Genomic DNA, 18024 nt, shown 5'->3' on the forward strand with positions numbered 1-18024 from the left:
CGGCTGCTCGCGGAAGCGAACGCCGGGCGGTTTTCGTATGGCCGATGCGGACGTCGGGCCGGATCAGGCGATCGGGAAGGCGGGGACGGGCTGGCTCGAGGATACTCGGCTGAGCGGCAAATGGACGTGAATTTCGGTGCCGGCGCCGAGTCGGCTGAACACCTGCACGCGCCCTCCGTGATTTTCGACGATGTTCAGGCTGATCATGAGTCCGAGCCCCGTTCCTTTCTCCTTCGTCGTGTAGAACGGCTGTCCGAGCAGCCGTATTTTTTCCTCCGGAATGCCGGTCCCTTCGTCGCGCACGACGACGCGCACCTCGTTTCCTTCCGCCTTCGCCTCGATCGTGACCGTCCCTCCGTCCGGCATCGCCTCGATCGAATTTTTCAGCATATTGATGAACACTTGCTTGATTTGGTTTTCGTCGCAGCTGACGACGAACGTCGGGGATTCGTACATGCGGACGATTTGCACGTTGCGCATAATCGCCTGCGTCTCCAGCAGGGTGGCGACGTGATCGAGCAGCACCGTCACGTTTTTCGGCTGGAACGCGATCGCCTGCGGCTTCGACAGCATGAGCAGCTCGCCGGTAATGAGCTCGATCCGGCCGATCTCGGACAAGATCACGTCGTAGTAATCGTGCGCGATCCGCCCCTTCAACAGCTGGATGAACCCTTTGATCGCGGTCAGCGGGTTGCGGATCTCGTGCGCGATGCCCGCGGCCAGCTCGCCCGCCACCGACAGCTTCTCCGACCGCTGGATCAGCTCTCTCGCCTGCTTCAGCTCGGTCACGTCCCGGACGAGCATGTACCGGGCGCGCGCGCCTTCGTACCATGCCCCGAACGAGACGACCTCGACGTCGCGGTGCTGTCCGTCCGGCCGGAGCAGCTTATGCTCGCGCGTCTGCGGGGGGCGGCCGTCCTCATCGGAAGAGGCGGGCAGCGCCGGCCGGCCCGCTTCGCTGACGGGGACGAGATTCGCGAACGCGTCGCCCTCCAGCACGTCCTCTTTCCGGCTTGCGCCCAGCATGCGGACGGCGGTATCGTTGGCGAATACGCGCTTGTCCTCCTGTACGACGATGAGGGCGTCGGGCAAATGCTCGACGAGCGTCCGGTATTGCGCCTCGCTGCGCGTCAAGGCGTCCTCATGGCGCTTGCGGGCGGTAATGTCGCGGAACGTGACGATCGCCGCGGCCGGGCCGCCGCCCGCGATCGGGTTGACCGTATATTCGACCGGGAAGCATGTCCCGTCTTTTCGCCAGAACAAATCGTCGGATATGCGGCATTGGCTCCGCCGCTCCAGCGCGTCATAGATGGGACAATCGCGCTTCATCAACGGCGTGCCGTCCTTTCGCGTATGGTGGATGAACGGGTGCGCCTCGTGCCCGAACAGCTCGTCGAGCGAATAGCCGGTCATCGTCTCCGCCGCCTTGTTCCAAAAGACGGTGCGGCACTCGGCATCGATGCCGTAGACGCCTTCGACCATCGTATTGAGAATCGTCTCGTGCCATTCGGTCAGCCGGCGAAGCTGCTCCTTCATCCGCCGGTCGGCGGTTATGTCTTTGGCGATCACGCACACGCCGCGCAGCACTCCGTCCACGATCAGAGGGATCGAGGTCGCGCGCAGGAAAACCCGTTTGCCGCTGCGATGGACGACGCCGATTTCAAGCTCGTGGCCTTTCCCCGCCATCGTCTTGCGGAAGCTTTCGCGGCCCGCCTCCAGCTCGTCGGGACAAATGAACTCGACGAGGCTCCGCCCGGTCAATTCGTCGGGCTCGTAGCCGGCGATCGCGATCGTCTTGGAATTGGAGCGGACGATCCGGCCTTCCGTATCGACGGTCAGCACCATGTCCGGGCTTTCCTCGAACAGCGACGCGTACCCCTGCTCCGCTTCCCGCAGCCTGCGGTTGGTCAGCACCGTCATGACGGCCGACCCGAACAGGAACAGAACGGCGATCCCCACGGCGCTGGCGAAAAACAGATCGTGCATCGACACGTTCATGGCGGACGCTGCCGTCGACTCCACCCGGAACGTCGTGCCGTACATGCCGACGTAGTGGACGGTGACGATGCCGAGCCCCATGACGGACGAACAGGCCGCTCGCCATAACGGACCTTTATGGCGGAGACGGTAGGAGAGCCAGAACGCGACGAACGCGTCGAGCGCCGCGGCGGCCCATGACACGGCTACCCAGAACGGATCGTATTGCACGAACGCATGAACCTGCATCGCCTGCATCCCGATATAGTGCATGGCGAACACCCCGCTGCCCATGACGATACCGCTCGCCGCAAGACGCGCGAGACTGGTCGGATTGGCCGCGAAATAGCCCGCCGCGGTGAACGTCGTACAGAACGGGACGACGATCGACAAGAAAAAATACGGCGTATTATGGTGAACCGGAAGCGGAAGCCGGTACGACATCATCGCGATGTAATGAAACGACCATAAGCCGATGCTGATGATAAACGACGAGCTGAACAAGCGGAGCCGGTCTCTCCGGAAGCCCAGTCTTCCGATCAAGGTAACGACCGTGTACGAGGAGGCGACGGCGACCGCGTAGGATAATAGGACAAGCCACCCGTTATACGTTCCGGCTACGATTTCCATTCTTTCTCTCGCTCTCCTTCGAAGGCGTCGGAATACGATCATTCCTTACAGCGCTTTCATTGTATCAAGGATTGCGCAAGAATAAGGTCGAAAGCTGTCGATCTCCTAAAAATAGGTATCCCCGCAGCGCGTCATGCTGCGGGGTTCGACTACGGAACCGATGCGGAGGCGAAACCGAGGCCGGCGCGCTCGGTCAAGATGACGGGAACGCCGTCTTGTAATAGTCGTTCCAGTTCGGCTGCGAGCCGTCGACGTCGGTAAAGCCGTATTCCCGGGCCAAGTCGCCCGACATGAACGCCCGGCCCGATTTGGCCGCCACGTTCGGATCGGAAGCGAGCGCGACGACCGCTTTGCCGATATAATACGGCGTCTCCGACTGCGCGAAGTGGACGTCCTTGGCGACGGCGTCCCGCCAATTCGACTCGGCGACGCCGAAATGATCGAGCACCGCCTCCGAGCGGAGAAAGCCGGGCGTCAGCGCGAGCGCCGTCACGCCGTACGGGCGCAAGTCGGACGCCATCGCTTCGGCCAGATGAATCGTCGATACTTTGGCGAGGCTGTAGTAAAGGTTGCCGCGGTACCGGTAATCGGTACCGTCCGTCACCTCGATGACGAGCCCCCGCCCGCGCGCCACCATGAGCGGAACGCCATACCGGCTCGTAATCATGTGCGAATGAACGGCGCGCCGCTGCATCAGCAAGCCGTCCTCGAGCGAATGCTCCCAAAACGGCGTCTCCCATTGCGTCAACGGGTCTCCTCCCCAAATGTCGTTGACGAGAATGTCCAGCGCCCCTCCCTGCTCGTCGCGTATGCGCTCGAACAGCGCCTTCACTTCGGATTCGACCGTATGGTCGACCCGGACCGGGATGCCGACGCCTCCGCGTTCGTCGACCATCTCCGCGGTATCCTCGATCGTCTCCGGTCGCCCATCCGTCGCCGGCATGCCGCGAACGCTCCTTCCCGTCACGTATACGGTCGCTCCCGCTTCGCCCAGCATGACGGCGATGCCGCGCCCTCCTCCGCGGGTCGCGCCGGTAACGACGGCGATACGTCCCGCCAACGGTTTGTTGTCCATGCTCCGTCTCCTCTCGATTTCGTCAAATGGCCGTCTCGGCTTTTGCCGGCCGCCGGCCTTGATGTTCGTCTGCATGACCAGTATACGCCGCAATTGTTGACACCTTTTGTCATATTGAATATAGTAAAACTACATTTCCGTCCGCGCGAACGCGAATTAGGGGCGAACGTACCTTATTGCGACGAAATGAGGCGGCTGCAGCGGAAATAAGGTGTATTTGTAGTCTATTCCCGCAGCCGACTTCACCCAATGGACGTCGAAAGGAGCGAACGCTCATGAATGCCGATACGATATACAACGCTCGACTACTGCTTTCGCCGGAACGAAAACGCTGGATCGAACGCGCCGTCGGCGTCGGCGCTGTATTCCGCGACGCCGTGCCGCTGAAAGGCGGTATCTCCTCCGCCGTCCATCTCGTCGGCGTAACGTCTCCGGCAGGGGAGGACGATTACGTGCTCCGCCGGTTCGTCAACCGCGAATGGCTGCGCGTGGCGCCCGATTTGGCCGCGCACGAAGCGTCAGCCTTGCGCGCAGCCGCGTCCGGCACGAGCGGCGTGCCCGTGCCGACGCTCGTCGCGTTCGACGAAACCGGCGAAGACGGTGGAGACGGTTTGCCCTCCGTCCTGATGACGCGGCTGCCCGGCACCGTCGTCCTTATGCCGCCTGCCGACGTATTCGACGATTGGCTGCGCGGCTTGGCGGAAGCGTTGGCGCGCATCCATACGATCGAACCGTACGCCCACCGCTGGCGCTATTTCTCGTACAACGACGCAGCCGCCATGCAGGTGCCCGGCTGGTCCCCCCAACCGGAGCTTTGGGAGCGCGCCATCGCTTATGCGCGCGAGCCAATGCCCGAATACGTTGAGCGGTTCATCCACCACGACTACCATCCGGCCAACGTGCTGTGGGACGGCGTCGCCGTCAGCGGTGTCGTCGACTGGGTGAACGCGTGCGTTGGTCCGGCGGGTATCGACGTCGGCCATTGCCGGATCAATCTCGCGCTTCTTCACGGAGGCGACGCGGCCGACCGTTTCTTGAACTGCTACACGGCATCGGCAGGGAATGCGTTCGTGTACGACCCGTATTGGGATGTCTTGTCCGTCATGAACCTGATGCCGGACGCGCCGACCGTTTACGCCGGGTGGACCGAGCTTGGGGTCTCGGGACTAACCGATGCGCTTATGCTGGAGCGTCTGGAGTACCACTTGAATGCCATATTGGAGCGTGCCGGACGATGAGGGCGGACCGGCTCGTCTCGATTTTGCTGCTGCTGCAAACGTACGGCCGAATGACCGCGTCCGAGTTGGCCCAGCGGCTCGAAGTGTCCGAGCGGACGATCCATCGCGACATGGAGGCGCTCGGCGCCGCGGGCGTCCCGGTCACCGCCGAACGGGGAACCGGCGGCGGCTGGCGGCTGATGGACGATTACCGCACGAACTTGACCGGCTTGCGCGAGGAAGAGATCGCCGCGCTGTTCCTGGCCGCGCCGGGGCGCATCTTGGACGATCTCGGACTGCGCCGGGCGTCCGAAGGGGCGCTTATCAAGCTGCTGGCCAGTCTCCCGGGAGTGAACCGGCGGACGGCGGAATATTTCCGCGAACGGATCCATATCGACACGGCGGGCTGGCATCCGAACGGGGAGTCGGCCGACGCGCTCCCCGCCCTGCAGGAAGCGGTGCTGCAGGACCGCAAGGCGAAAATCCTATACGAGAAAGGAGGCGGCACGACGGCGGAGCGGATCGTCGATCCGCTCGGGCTCGTCATCAAGGGCAGCGTCTGGTACCTGATCGCCGCCGTCGACGGCGAGGACGTCCGAACGTACCGGCTGTCGCGCATCGTCGCCTGCGAGCTGCTGCCCGACACGTTCGTCCGTCCGGCCGATTTTCGCCTCGCGAGCTATTGGGATGCGTCCACGGAGCGGTTCGTCTCGAACTTGCCGCGCTTCGAGGCGACGCTGCTCGTCGACGCCGAATGCGCCTACCACGTCGGCCTGTGGAAATACGCAAAGGTGCTGCATCGGGGCGAGCCGGGCGAGGACGGACGAATTCCGTACCGGATCCGGTTCCAGACCGAAGAGGAGGCGTGCCGCTACGCGCTCGGACTCGGCGCGAACGCCGAGCTGACCGAGCCGGCCGAGCTGCGGGAAAGGATCGCGGAGCTTGCCGCTCAAGCGGCCGAGCGCTATCGGTAACGGCTCCGGACCGAAGACCGGGCCGCTAGCCCGCGGCCGTCTACGCCTTCTCGATCAACGCGGACCGTCGTGCCCGCAGCCGCCCCAGCTCCGACTCGGCGTCCGCAAGCTCCTTCCGCAGCGTTGACAGGAGGCTCTCCACCCGGTGCCGCACGTTTCTCACCCGGCCCATCGATTGCTCGATGCGTCCTTGCACGATCCAGTCCGCGATGAGACCGTCGAGAAAGTAATCGGCGAATTGCAGCGTTCCGCCGATGTCGATGCGGATCGGCGAATGCCGCCCGAGGTCGGCGAGCTCCTTCTCGAACCGGGTCAGCCGGAGCTGCGCGCGCCGGACGGCATCGCGTGCATCGTCGATATGGCCGTGCTTCAAGTGCGTGGCGATCGCGCCTCCGCCGAGCATATCCCATTGGCCCCAGCCTTCGGCTTTGCCCAAGCTCGCCTCCGCCTCCTTGAGCAGAAGAAGCGCGCGCTCGCCTTCGTCGACCGCTTCCCGCAGCTCCCGACCGTTTGCCGCCGCCTCGGCGGCGGCGTCGTCCAGCTCCTTGAGCCGGGTCGCCGTTTCCGGCGACAACGCGCGCAGCTTCTCCTCCTTCTCGCGAAGCAGCGAGTCGTACTCCAGCTCGGCCTCCCGCACAAGGGCGAGTGCCTCCCCCGCTTCCCGCCGCTCCAGCTCCAGATCGGCCAGCAGACGCCGGGCCTCCTGAAGCTTCAGCGCCGCTTCCACCGCCTGCCGTCGCTCCAGCTCGAGCTGTTCTTCCCTGCTGCGCAGCAGCGTATGGAACAGGCGGGTCAGCGTCATCGCCGTCAGCTTCTCGACGTCCCGGTTTTCGCGGTCGAGCACCACTTCGAGAGCGGGCAGCCGGTTTTTCAGCTCGCGGATGCGGCGCTGAATATCGGCCAGCCGCCGTTCCCACATCAGCTTCTCCTGCCGCTTCGCATTCGCTTGCTCCAACTTCTCGTTCAACGGCTCCCACACCGGACATTCCTCCCGATTCGCGATTCGGATCGCGTTTTCGGTATATACGCGACAAAAGCCGATTGTGTTCCAAAACGCCCCGGACACGTTACGCTCGAGCGATTATTTCCGGGGCGGCCGGGACAAGCTATAACGCGATAAGGAAAGGAGGGAAACGATGGATATTCGCGAACAAAAGGTGAAGCGGGACGTCGGGGAAGATACGGAGGCGCACGAGCGGCTCGGCATGCGGATCGACGATGAAAACGACGATCCGACCGATACGGACCGCGACGGCCGCATCGACATCGCGCCGAACAGTGCGCCGTTCTGAACCGGCGGCGCGCGAGGCGCGCAAGACCGCATTCCTTTGTGTAAGCAAAAGCGGTATGCCCCCCGATCGCGTCGCTCGACGACTCGATTCGGAGATGCATACCGCTTTTTTCGAAGGATTTTCCGGTGCGCCGTCTCTCCTTACGGGAACGTGACGGCTTGGCCGGTGCGGGCCGACTCGTACACCGCCTCCAATATTTCCGAGACGATGAGCGCCTGCTCAGGCTTGACGATCGGCTCCTCGTCGCGCAGGATGCAGTCGATCCACCGTCTCGCCTCGAGATCGGCTTCGCTCTCCTGGTTCCCTTCGAAGAACGCGACACCTTTGCCGGACAGCTGCACCTGGTTCAAATACAGCTTGCCGTGCTTCTCCCCGTTGATCCGAAGGCCGTCCCACATGTCGGCGCCTCCCTCGGTTCCGCACAGCGTCACCTTCGCCTCGCCGTCCTGCGCCACGTTCAGCGCCCAGCTCGACTCGAGCAAAATCGTCGCCCCGTTCTCCATCGTGATCATGGCGAACGCGGAATCCTCCACCGTGAACCGGGCCGGATCCCACGGCCCCCAGGCGTTCGCCGCGTTCTCGCGGGAGGACAGCTTGTGGTAGGCGGTGCCGAGCACCGTCTTCGGCCGGTAATTGTCCATCATCCATAACGCCAAATCGAGCGCATGCGTGCCGATGTCGATCAACGGCCCGCCTCCCTGCTTCTCCTCGTCGAGGAAAACGCCCCACGTCGGTACGGCACGGCGCCGCAGTGCATGCGCTTTGGCGAAATACAGCTCGCCGAGCTCGCCGCCCGCACACAGCTTATGCAAATATTGGGTGTCCGTCCGAAACCGGTTCTGGTACCCGATCGTCAGCTTCCGCCCGGTCCGCCTCGCCGCCTCCAGCATGCGGCGCGCCCCTTCGGCCGTCTTCGCCATCGGCTTCTCGCACATGACATGCTTGCCCGCTTCGAGGGCCGCTACCGTAATGTCCGCATGCGAGTCGTTCGGCGTGCAGACATGCACGACGGCGATCGAATCGTCCTCCAGCAGCCGCGCATAATCCGTGTAGGTGCGGGCACCGGGAGCGCCGAATTTCTCGGCCGCCTGTCTCGCGCGATGCTCTTCGACGTCGCAGAAGGCGACCATTTCCGCTTCCGCGATTTTCGCCAAGCTCGGCATGTGCTTGCCGAACGCGATGCCGCCGCAGCCGATGATGCCGATTTTCAATTTATCCGCCATTCGTAATTCCTCCTTGTCCCGCTCCGTTTTGTTCCTGATCGACGGGTTCTTCCAACCTGTCCTCGTAAAAGTCCAGCCTCAGCTTGCCGTCGGTGCTTTTCACGGCGTAAAAGACGTCTTCCACCCGCTTGCCCCGTTTCTCCAGCCTCGACAGCAGCCATGTCCGGGAGACGCCGTAATCGGCGAGGTTCCGTTCGATCAGCCGGCCGTCCATGATCAATTCGATCGGGAACCGGGACGCGGGAGGAGCCGCCAAATGCAAATCGTTCCGGGTGACGGGGCGATAGGCCGGCTTTTTCATGACCGAAAGCTTGCCGTTGTTTTCGAGGACGGCGTAATCGACTTCCTCCAGGTCGAACACGTCTTTCTCGCGAAGCGACTGAATGAGCGAATCGAGCGAATAGTGGACCTTCTTCATGTTGCCTTCCATCATCTTGCCGTTCTCGATCAGGACGGTCGGCGAGCCCGTAATCCATTTTCTCGCCTTCCGGCTTCGGATCGCCACCACCGTAATCGCATACGAGATCGCCGTGAACACGGCGAGCGACAGCAGCAAGTCGGACGATCCGATCTTCGGATTGAACGCAAGGTTGGCGGCGATCGCCCCCAGCGTGATGCCCGTCGCAAAATCGTGAAACGTCATGTTGGATAGCAGCTGCTTGCCGAGAATGCGCGCGATGACGAGAAGCGCGGCAAACGCGGCCGACGTCCTGAGTATAATTTGCACGTATTCGCCCATAAACTCCCTCTTCGCCCGCCAGTCTTTTCCGCTTCCCGAGTAGTATGCGTATGTAAGCGGGGGTTCAACCGCGATCGGGATCGGACCCGATACGAAAGCGGAGAAGGGTTCGCCCGTTCTCCGCCCTCATCTACTTGCACGGGCCGGTTTGATTCCGTGCAAACAAGTAGTTGTATTGGGCCGCATGCTTTTGCTCATCCATGATGATGCCGAGCACCGTATCCTTGTAAACGCCCGGCGGCAGCCCGAACCAAATGCTCCGGTATTTTTCCACGGCCGACAGCTCGCCGAACAACGCCCGCTGCAGCCCTTCGGAGTAGGAACGAACCCCGACGTGCGGTTCGTCGCTTGCTCCGGTTATCTCGCTGCCCGTCAACGCCCTGTACATGTCGCGAAACATCCGATTGTGCTTCCGCTCGTCGTTGCGGATCGATTCAATTATCGCCGCCTGCTCGCGCGAAGGGGCCATCCGAATCAGTTCGTCGTAAAACAGCTCGTCGTTGCGTTCTCCCTGCACCGACCGCTTGATCGCCTCCAACGTCTGCGGCAGACCGGCCGCCCATACGGGCGCAAACTCCTGGCGAAACCCGTAATGCCGTGCACCGTACAACACGCGCATCCTCCCCCATGCTTCGATTGGTTACTCAACATCAGCCTATTCCGCGAAGCCCATCCGCGTACCGGCCCGAAGCCGGGAAATGTCCGCTGCCGCAAACGGCCGCGCGCGGGTCGTTCCGTACCGCGCGAAGCTCCAGGTGAGGCGATCGGCGTCATAATAACGGTGGTCAACCACCGCCTAACGCCGGGCACCGCCAGAATGGATCGCCGACGGTCGGTCCCGTTACGGACGACGGGCCGATGGCGCATGACGCCTTCCGCATACGGCAAAAAGCCGCACGCCTGCGCGTACGGCCTTGTCCGTCTCCTCGATTTCCCGGGAAATGCGTCATTTTTTGTTGGTATGGATCACCAGCTTGTAGCCGAGCCCGCGAATCGAATCGATTTGCACCGTCTCCTGATTCATCTCGAGCTTTTTGCGCAGCGAGCTGACGTGAACGTCGACCGTCCGCTGCCCGCCCACGTAGTCGAACCCCCATACGATGTTCATCAGATCGTCCCTCGTCACGACGACGCCCGGCCGCTGGACCAAATAAAGCAGCACCTCGAACTCCTTCGGGCGGAGCTGGATTTGTTCCCCGTTCAGCACGACCTCGTACTTCTCGGGATATATTTTCAAGTCCGCGACCTGGATCACCTTTCCGGCTTCCGGCTCGTCGGCGACCGGCGGCTCGTCCGCCCCCGTCCTTCTCATGACCGCGGACACGCGGGCGAGCAGCTCGGCGACGCCGAACGGCTTCGTGATGTAGTCGTCCGCTCCGGCTTTCAGCCCCTGCACCACTTCTTCCTCCGCGTTGCGCGCCGTCAAGATGATGACCGGCGTCTTGACGCCCTTCTGACGCAGCTTCGCCAGCACCTCGAAGCCGTTCATGCCGGGCAGCATAATGTCGAGTATGATCAGGTCGAACGGATGCTGCAGCGCGGCTTGCAGCCCTTCGCCGCCATGGTCGATCAAGGTGGTCCGGTACCCTTCCTGCGACAAGTTGTACGAGAGCAGGCGGGCCAGTGTCGGTTCGTCTTCGACAACCAGAATGCTTTTCGGCATGACAACCCCCTCAAATCGCATGCAATTTTTCCGGCAACCTCAGCTTATCATACAAATGTTAAGTTTGTATAAAGGTTTTGTAAACGCCGTGTAAACTACTTCGTCCACGACTGAATGACCGGCAGCTCCAAAATGAACCGCGAGCCGAGCCCAAGCTCGCTTTCCACCCGGATCGTTCCTTGGTGCAGCTCGACGAGATGCTTGACGATCGACAGGCCGAGTCCGGTTCCTCCGGAGCTGCGCGACCTCGCTTTGTCGACGCGGTAAAACCGCTCGAAAATGCGCGGCAAATCTTTTTTCGGAATGCCGATGCCCGTATCGGAGATGACGATCCGTATCGTCTCGGCATCGCCCTCGCCGCCCGCCGGCGCGACCTCCTCCACCTCGATCTTCACCTTGCCCCCGTCGGGCGTATAGTTGATGCCGTTCGACAGCAGGTTGATCAAAATTTGCCGCAGCCGGTCCTCGTCCGCTTCCATGTACAAATCGTCGTCGACCTTCATGTCGAGCGAGATTTGCTTCTTGTCGGCGGACGTGCGCATCATATCGAGCGTTTTGGCGACGAAGCTGCCGAGATGGACCGGCGAAAACTGCAGCGGCACCCGCTTCGACTCGATTTTGGACAGCTCCAAAATGTCGCCGATGAGCCGATTGAGCCGCTCGCTCTCGTCATAGATGATTTGCAGAAACGATCGGGCCGTCTCCGCGTCGTTCATCGCGCCGTTCAGCAGCGTCTCGGCGAACCCTTTCACCGCCGCGACGGGCGTCTTCAGCTCGTGGGACACGTTCGCGACGAATTCGCTGCGCACCTTCTCGAGCCGGCGAATCGCCGTTATGTCGTGCAGGACGATGACGAGGCCGAGCCATTCTTCCTCGACCGCCTGCATCGGCACGAGATTCACTTCGAGGATGCGCTCCTCGGGGAAGTAAAACATGATTTCGTCGCGGATATGCTCGCCGCGCTCGACGCATTCCTTGATCAGCTGGATGAGCTCGTAGGGCTGCTTCGCGCCGTCGAACCGTTTGCCGATCAAATCGTCGGAGGTATAGCCGAGAATGTCTTCCGCCGACCGGTTGACGAGCACGATTTTACCGTCGCCGTCGATCATGACGACTCCGCTTACCATATTGTCCAAGACGCCGGACAGCCGGCTTTCGTTTTCGAGTATGCGGTGCATTTGCAGCTGCAGGCTGTCCGCCATCGTGTTGATCGCCTGGCCGAGCTGCCCGATCTCGTCGCGGTTGCGCAAGTAGACGCGCGATTTGTAATTCATATTCGTAATTTGCCGCGCCACCCGCGTAATTTTCTCGATCGGGCGGGTCAGCTGGTAGGCGGCCCGGTAGCTGATCAGCCCCGCAATCACGAAAACGACCAGCAAGCCGCCGATCAGCCCCCACCACAAGTGGCGGATCGTCGTCTCGATTTCCTCGAGCCCCATCGACAGGCGCAAGTAGCCGACTACGTTCGCGCGCCCGTCCTGCACGGCCATTGCGACGTACAGCATGTTGCTGCCGGTCGAGTCGCTGTGCCGCTTCGAATAGCCGATGCCGGCCGCAGCCGCTTCGCGGATTTCTTCCCGGCTCATATGATTGTCCATCTCCGACGGATTCAGATCCGAATCGCCGAGGACGGTGCCGTCGGCGGCGATATACGTAACCCGAGCGTTCGCCGACCGCTTCAAGGCGATCGCCTGCTCGGAGAAAAAAACGCCGTTGCGCCGCTCGTATTGCTGCACGCTGCCTTCCGTCGTCGCCAGGATGATCTGGATTTCCCGCTTCATGCTGTCCTGCAGCGCGTTCAGATGCGACCGCTCCAGCATGAAGGCCACGAACACGCCCGCCGCCAGCACCGAGCAGCCGATCAGGACGATGAACAGCAGCGCGAGCCGCGTCCGAAATTTGCCCATGGTCGTTCCTTCGCTCCTTTGCCGTTACCGCTGCCCGAAGTCGGGCGAAGCCCTTCCCCTTCGTGCGCCGTTGTCTAGGAAGATATCGTAACGCCCGTTCCCCGCTTTTGCCAGTAATTTTTTTGTAAACGGTGCGCCAGCGTCGCCATCGGCTGCTGGATCAGAATGGCCATGACGACCGGGACGGCAGCGGCCGGCTCGAAATAGTGCAGCGCGATGACGATGCCGAGCGAAATGTTGCGCATCCCCGAGCTGTACGTGATCGTCACGACGACGTCCCGCCCCCGGAACGGCAGCGATCCGAGCCAGCCGAGCGCGTAGCAGAACGCGACGAACAGCAGGACGGCGGGCACGAGCCGGATCAGCTCGCCCTTCATCGCGAAAACGTGCGGGGCGATGGCCGCCGCGTTGATGACGATGACGGCGGCGAACGCCAGCTTCGACGTCGGCGCCGCATACGGAGCCGTAACCGGCTTCGCCCGGCCTTTGCTCCACGCGTTCACCGCAACCCCGAGCACCGTCGGCACGAGGATGATGACGATCAAATCCTTCATGACGTTCCAGTGATCGAAATGAATGTCCGCCCCGAACAGCAGATCGATCGCGTACGGGACGACAAACGGGCTGACGATCGAATCGAGCACGATGAGCGAAAGGACGAGCGCCACGCTGCCGCCCGACAAGCCGACCCAGATGACCGACGACACGCCAAGCGGGATAACCGCGAACAGCACGAGCCCGACGACGTAGGGCGATCCCGCGCCGAACAGCAGCGTGCCGGCCCCGTAGGCGGCGAGCGGCGCCGCGACATGGACGAGCGCCAGCGTCACGACGATCGCGAGCGGCTTGCGCAGCGCGCCGCCCAGCTGGGCCGGACTGCATCCGAGCGCCATGACGAACGTCAGGTAAGCGAACAAATACGGGACGAGCCTCGTTCCTCCCTCCAGCCACCGGTAAAAGAAAAACCCGAGTATCAGCGATACCGGGATAATGACGAACATATACGCTTCGAACCATTCGTTGAACCGGATTCCGAGCGGCTTTCTCGTTATCGTATCCATAAGGGCTATCGTTCCATTCCGTCCGGCCCGATCATTTGAAGACGGGCTCTTTGAATTCGGCGAGCTTCTCGAGCGAGCTCTTGTCGACGTCCGCATGCAGGCTGTTGCCGTGCGAGTCCATCGTGACGATCGCGGCGAACCCTTCGACCTGCAGGTGCCACATCGCCTCCGGAACGCCGAACTCCATGAAGTGGACGCCGTCCACCTTCTTGATGCATTCCGCGTAATACTGCGCGGCCCCGCCGATCGCGTTCAGGTAGACGGCGCCGTGCTCCCGCAGCGCGGCCAGCGTCTTCGGCCCCATGCCGCCCTTGCCGATCACGGCGCGCAGGCCGAATTTCTTCAAAATGTCGCCTTGGTACGGCTCCTCGCGGATGCTCGTCGTCGGACCGGCCGCGCGGACGTGCCATTCGCCGCTCTCGTCCTTCGACATAACCGGACCGCAATGGTAAATGACGTGGCCGTTCAGATCGACCGGCGCGTCGTGGTCCATAAGATATTTGTGCAGCGCGTCGCGGCCGGTATGCATCGGGCCGTTGATGACGACGACGTCGCCGACGCGCAGCTGGCGAATTTGCTCCTCGGTGATCGGCGCCTGCAGCACGACTTCGCGGCGTCCTTCGGCGGCGGCGTCCTTCTTCGCGGCCGGATCGGCCATGGCGACGCTGCTGCCGCCCTCGTACACCCAGCTCTTGATCCCGCCCGTGGCCGGGTCGAGCACGACGCCTTGACGGCGGTACGCCCAGCAGTTATACGCGACCGAGACGAAGAAGCTGGCAGGCAGACGGTCCATGACGCCGATTTTGCAGCCGAGCAGCGTCACTTGCCCGCCGAAGCCCATCGTGCCGATGCCGAGCTTGTTGGCGTTCTCCAGCACGTATTCCTCGAGCTTGCGCAGCTCGGGGTTCGGGTTGACGTCGTCGACTTCGCGGAACAGCTGGTGCTTGGCCAGCTCGTAGCCGGTCGTCCGGTCGCCGCCGATGCCGACGCCGATGAAGCCGGCGCTGCAGCCTTGGCCTTGCGCCTGGTAGACGGCGTGCATGATGCATTTGCGGATGCCGTCGAGATCGCGGCCGGCTTTGCCGACGCCTTCCAGCTCGGCCGGCAGGCTGTACTGGATGTTCTTGTTCTCGCAGCCGCCGCCCTTCAGGATGAGGCGGACGTCAATGTCGTCCTTCTCCCACTGCTCGAAATGGACGACGGGCACGCCCGGTCCGATATTGTCGCCGCTGTTCGCCCCGGTGAGCGAGTCGACCGAGTTCGGGCGAAGCTTGCTGTCCTTCGTCGCCTGGCGGACCGCTTCGACGATCTGCTTCTTCATCTCGATCTGGTTCGCGCCGACCGGGCAATGTATAATGAAGGTCGGCATGCCGGTATCCTGGCAAATCGGCGATACGTTGCATTCCGCCATCGTAATGTTCTCCGATATGGTCGACAGCGAAAGCGCCGCGCGCGTCCCTTCGTCTTCGCGCTCCTGCGCGCGCTGGATCGCCCGGCGAACGTCCGCGGGCAAATTGGTGGACGTCTCCACGATCAGTTTATAGATGCTTTCTCGGAAGTGCTGCATGCAACTTGTTGCTCCTTTCGGACGTCTAAAAATGCAAGAATAAAGACTCTAGCTCGATCATACCAGATCGGGTCAAATGTTTACAACGATTCGGAAGGAATTCCCGCCGTCTTCGCGAATATAATTAGCTGTTCATAATTCGTTCACAAACGGGACTTTAGACCCTTACCGTAAGGAGCAAGACACAATGGCCAAACCGATTCTCCGGTCCATGATATTGTTCGTCATCGGCATTACGCTGCTGATGCCCACGTTAAGCGCTTCGCACGACAAAGTGCTGTACTCCGACCAAGTCGCCGTGCTCATGTACCACCACGTCCACGATACGGATACGAGCTCGGGCACGATTACGACGAAGCTGTTCGAGGATCAGCTGAACTACTTGATCGAGCAAGGCTACGAATTCATCTCGCTCGAAACGTTCAAGCAATTCATGAACGGCGGCAGCGTGCCGAACAACGCCGTATTCGTCACGTTCGACGACGGCTACGCCAGCTTTTTCAACAACGCCTTCCCGATCTTGAAAAAGCTCGGCATTCCGGCGACCAACTTCATCATCACGGATACGCTCGACAACCCGACGGCCGGCTACGTCCCGTTCATGACCCGCGAGCAGATCAAAGCGTTCACGTCCGAGCGTCCCGGCGTCGTCAGCGCGATGTGCCATACGAACGGCATGCACAATAATCCGAATACGCCGTATATGATCACGCGGCTGCCCGTGAACGGCACGACGGAAACCGAGGAGCAGTACCACGCCCGCATCGTCGGCGACACCGAGGAGTGCATTCGCCGTCTGACCCCGCTCGGACCGGAGAAGGTCGATTCGCTCGCCTATCCGTACGGCGTCTATAACAAGCTGGCGTCCCAATACTTGCAGGAAGGCGGCATCCGGTACGCCTTCACGATCGTCCCGGAGATGGCCACCCGCGACGACGACCCGATGCAAATTCCGCGCATCAACGCGGGCAGCCCGTACATCTCGCCGCAGGTGCTGCACAAGACGATATTGCGGCGCATCGTCGCCGTCCGCCACGAGTTCGGCGACGTGCCGCTGCGGCAGACGATCGAGCAGCTCGGCGGCGAATGCAAGAAGGACGGCGCCGGCAACCTCGCCATCAATTATCACGGGGTGCGGATGACCGCCAAGCCGAATTCCGACGTCGTCGAGAAGCAGGGGCAGACGATCTCGCTGAAGGAGCCGATCAAGACGAAGCTGAACCGGAACTACATCGCGTTCGGCGATCTGGAGACGATGCTTGGCGAGAAGCTTGCGTACAACCCGAATACGAAACGGTTCATTACCCGCACGACACCCCGAAAAGAAAGCTGATGCGCAATAAACGAAAGGGAAGCTCCGAGCCGCTTGGATGGCGGTTCGGAGTTTTTTTATGCACGGGCATGTATATCTGTTGACACCCGATTTCCGTTCGGATAGAATGTGACTACATAGTCATATGACTGTTCAGTCACACACATCAACCATGAATCGTTCGAGGAGGTTCTATGCCGCACGCAACGTTTTTCAACCTGCCGGAAGCGAAGCGGGAGCTGATCGTCAACCATGCCGTCGAGGAATTTTATCAGGCCGGCTACGAGAAAGCGAGCATTTCCAAAATCGTGGAGCGAAGCAAGATCGCCAAAGGGAGCTTTTATCAATATTTTGAAAACAAAGACGACTTGTACTTGTACTTGATCGAGCGCATTCACCGCCAAAAACGCGAAGCGGCCGCACTCGTCTATCAAGATCCGGAAGGAACCGATTTCGTCGAGTTTTTGCGGAGGCTGTTCCTCTCCGGCATTTCCTTTTTCCTCGAGCATCCGAAGTACGCGGCGATCGCGAACGAGTTCATGACACTGCCCAAGGAAGTCAACGGGACGTTCCTGTCCGCGGGATTGAACGAAAGCCATCGCTATTTGGCCGAGCTGATCGAGCGGAAGAAGGCCCGGGGCGAAATCGGTTCCGGAATCGACAGCGATACGTTGGCCCGGATGACGACTTTTTTTTCGATGCATTTCGCCGATTTTTTCATGAAGCATTACGCCTCCGGGGCCGAAGAGGACCGTTACGTTCGCGAGGTGGACCATATGCTGCGCATAATCGAGCGCGGCATTCGATGAAGGGCGGGGGATCCCGATGGACATTTTCTCCGATTTTTGGAGCTGGGCTTGGGAACGGCACCACAATGAGCTGAGCTGGTATATTCGTCCGTTTTTCATCCTGCCGTACATTTATTTCGCGTACCGCAGAAGCCGGACCGGTCTTCTCCTGACGGTGATCGCGCTGCTGACCAGCATGTTCTGGTTTCCGAAGCCGGAGACGGCCGATCCGCAGGTACAGCAGTTTTTGCAGGCGGAGATCGACTATTTGACGGGAGAATGGAGCGTCTCCAAGGTTTTGCTGAGCTCCCTCGTGCCGATCACGATGTTGTTCTTGGCCGCGGCCTTCTGGAAACGGTCTTGGAAATACGGCATTCTGATCATCAATCTGATTGCGATCATGAAAAGCGTTTGGAGCGTCTACGCGGACGGATCGGGTATCGCCGTGCTCGTGCCGGCGCTCGTCGGCCTTCTCGTCTGCAACCTGGTCGTCATCGGCGCCTATCTGTTCGTGCGTAAGCGAAAACGAAACGTATCCGCATAGGCGGATGAACGACGAAAGGAGCCGCCCCTCGTCGCCGGCGGCGAATGAGGGACAG

16 protein-coding genes are annotated in these 18024 nt (G+C 61.4%); 6 read left to right on the top strand and 10 right to left on the bottom strand.

Going from position 1 to position 18024, the window contains the following annotated elements:
- Positions 1-63: 63 nt before the first annotated feature.
- A complete protein-coding gene (locus tag DLM86_RS00410) occupies positions 64-2607 on the bottom strand; it encodes a PAS domain S-box protein (protein WP_158289254.1) in 2544 nt (847 codons plus the stop codon).
- Positions 2608-2800: 193 nt separating this feature from the next.
- A complete protein-coding gene (locus DLM86_RS00415; RefSeq protein ID WP_110838594.1) occupies positions 2801-3682 on the bottom strand; it encodes an SDR family oxidoreductase in 882 nt (293 codons plus the stop codon).
- A 275-nt stretch (positions 3683-3957) separates the two neighbouring features.
- On the opposite strand from DLM86_RS00415, the gene DLM86_RS00420 reads away from it, so the two are divergent.
- Both DLM86_RS00420 and DLM86_RS00425 read left to right on the top strand, forming a co-directional pair.
- Complete coding sequence (locus DLM86_RS00420; RefSeq protein ID WP_110837990.1) at positions 3958-4920, top strand: phosphotransferase family protein; 963 nt, start codon at positions 3958-3960, stop codon at positions 4918-4920.
- A complete protein-coding gene (locus tag DLM86_RS00425) occupies positions 4917-5873 on the top strand; it encodes a helix-turn-helix transcriptional regulator (protein ID WP_110837991.1) in 957 nt (318 codons plus the stop codon). The genes DLM86_RS00420 and DLM86_RS00425 overlap by 4 nt, the downstream gene beginning before the upstream one ends.
- A 40-nt stretch (positions 5874-5913) precedes the next feature.
- Here DLM86_RS00425 and DLM86_RS00430 read toward each other — a convergent pair whose 3' ends face one another.
- Positions 5914-6852 (bottom strand): hypothetical protein, encoded by a 939-nt coding sequence (locus tag DLM86_RS00430; RefSeq protein WP_146250124.1) that lies wholly within the window; start codon positions 6850-6852, stop codon positions 5914-5916.
- Between the two features lie 157 nt (positions 6853-7009).
- On the opposite strand from DLM86_RS00430, the gene DLM86_RS31915 reads away from it, so the two are divergent.
- Positions 7010-7165, top strand: a complete 156-nt coding sequence (locus DLM86_RS31915; protein ID WP_158289255.1) for a hypothetical protein — start codon at positions 7010-7012, stop codon at positions 7163-7165.
- 140 nt (positions 7166-7305) lie between these two features.
- Here DLM86_RS31915 and DLM86_RS00435 read toward each other — a convergent pair whose 3' ends face one another.
- The 7 genes from DLM86_RS00435 to DLM86_RS00465 all read right to left on the bottom strand — a co-directional run bounded on the left by DLM86_RS00435 (position 7306) and on the right by DLM86_RS00465 (position 15325).
- Entirely contained in the window at positions 7306-8388 is a 1083-nt protein-coding gene (locus DLM86_RS00435; protein ID WP_110837993.1) for a Gfo/Idh/MocA family protein, read from the bottom strand.
- The gene (locus DLM86_RS00440) at positions 8378-9127 is read right to left on the bottom strand and encodes a DUF421 domain-containing protein (RefSeq protein ID WP_110837994.1); all 750 of its coding nucleotides are present in this window, start codon (positions 9125-9127) and stop codon (positions 8378-8380) included. The genes DLM86_RS00435 and DLM86_RS00440 overlap by 11 nt, the downstream gene beginning before the upstream one ends.
- 130 nt (positions 9128-9257) lie before the next feature.
- Complete coding sequence (locus tag DLM86_RS00445; protein WP_245954279.1) at positions 9258-9740, bottom strand: ferritin family protein; 483 nt, start codon at positions 9738-9740, stop codon at positions 9258-9260.
- Between the two features lie 333 nt (positions 9741-10073).
- Positions 10074-10790: a response regulator transcription factor gene (locus tag DLM86_RS00450; RefSeq protein ID WP_110837996.1), complete on the bottom strand. Its 717-nt coding sequence runs from the start codon at positions 10788-10790 to the stop codon at positions 10074-10076.
- Positions 10791-10885: 95 nt separating this feature from the next.
- The gene (gene pnpS, locus DLM86_RS00455; protein ID WP_110837997.1) at positions 10886-12697 is read right to left on the bottom strand and encodes a two-component system histidine kinase PnpS; all 1812 of its coding nucleotides are present in this window, start codon (positions 12695-12697) and stop codon (positions 10886-10888) included.
- 74 nt (positions 12698-12771) lie between these two features.
- Positions 12772-13758 carry a bile acid:sodium symporter family protein gene (locus tag DLM86_RS00460; protein WP_245954280.1) on the bottom strand — a complete coding sequence of 329 codons (987 nt, stop codon included), beginning with the start codon at positions 13756-13758 and terminating at the stop codon, positions 12772-12774.
- Positions 13759-13789: 31 nt separating this feature from the next.
- Positions 13790-15325, bottom strand: a complete 1536-nt coding sequence (locus DLM86_RS00465; RefSeq protein WP_110837998.1) for a fumarate hydratase — start codon at positions 15323-15325, stop codon at positions 13790-13792.
- Between the two features lie 187 nt (positions 15326-15512).
- On the opposite strand from DLM86_RS00465, the gene DLM86_RS00470 reads away from it, so the two are divergent.
- The 3 genes from DLM86_RS00470 to DLM86_RS00480 all read left to right on the top strand — a co-directional run bounded on the left by DLM86_RS00470 (position 15513) and on the right by DLM86_RS00480 (position 17969).
- Positions 15513-16658 carry a polysaccharide deacetylase family protein gene (locus DLM86_RS00470; RefSeq protein WP_158289256.1) on the top strand — a complete coding sequence of 382 codons (1146 nt, stop codon included), beginning with the start codon at positions 15513-15515 and terminating at the stop codon, positions 16656-16658.
- A 173-nt stretch (positions 16659-16831) separates the two neighbouring features.
- Positions 16832-17446, top strand: a complete 615-nt coding sequence (locus tag DLM86_RS00475; protein ID WP_110837999.1) for a TetR/AcrR family transcriptional regulator — start codon at positions 16832-16834, stop codon at positions 17444-17446.
- A 16-nt stretch (positions 17447-17462) separates the two neighbouring features.
- On the top strand, positions 17463-17969 hold the full coding sequence (locus DLM86_RS00480; protein WP_110838000.1) for a hypothetical protein: 507 nt from the start codon (positions 17463-17465) through the stop codon (positions 17967-17969).
- Positions 17970-18024: the final 55 nt, after the last annotated feature.

The sequence above is a fragment of the Paenibacillus flagellatus genome (assembly GCF_003217775.1).
GTDB classification, from domain to species: Bacteria; Bacillota; Bacilli; order Paenibacillales; family NBRC-103111; genus Paenibacillus_AB; species Paenibacillus_AB flagellatus.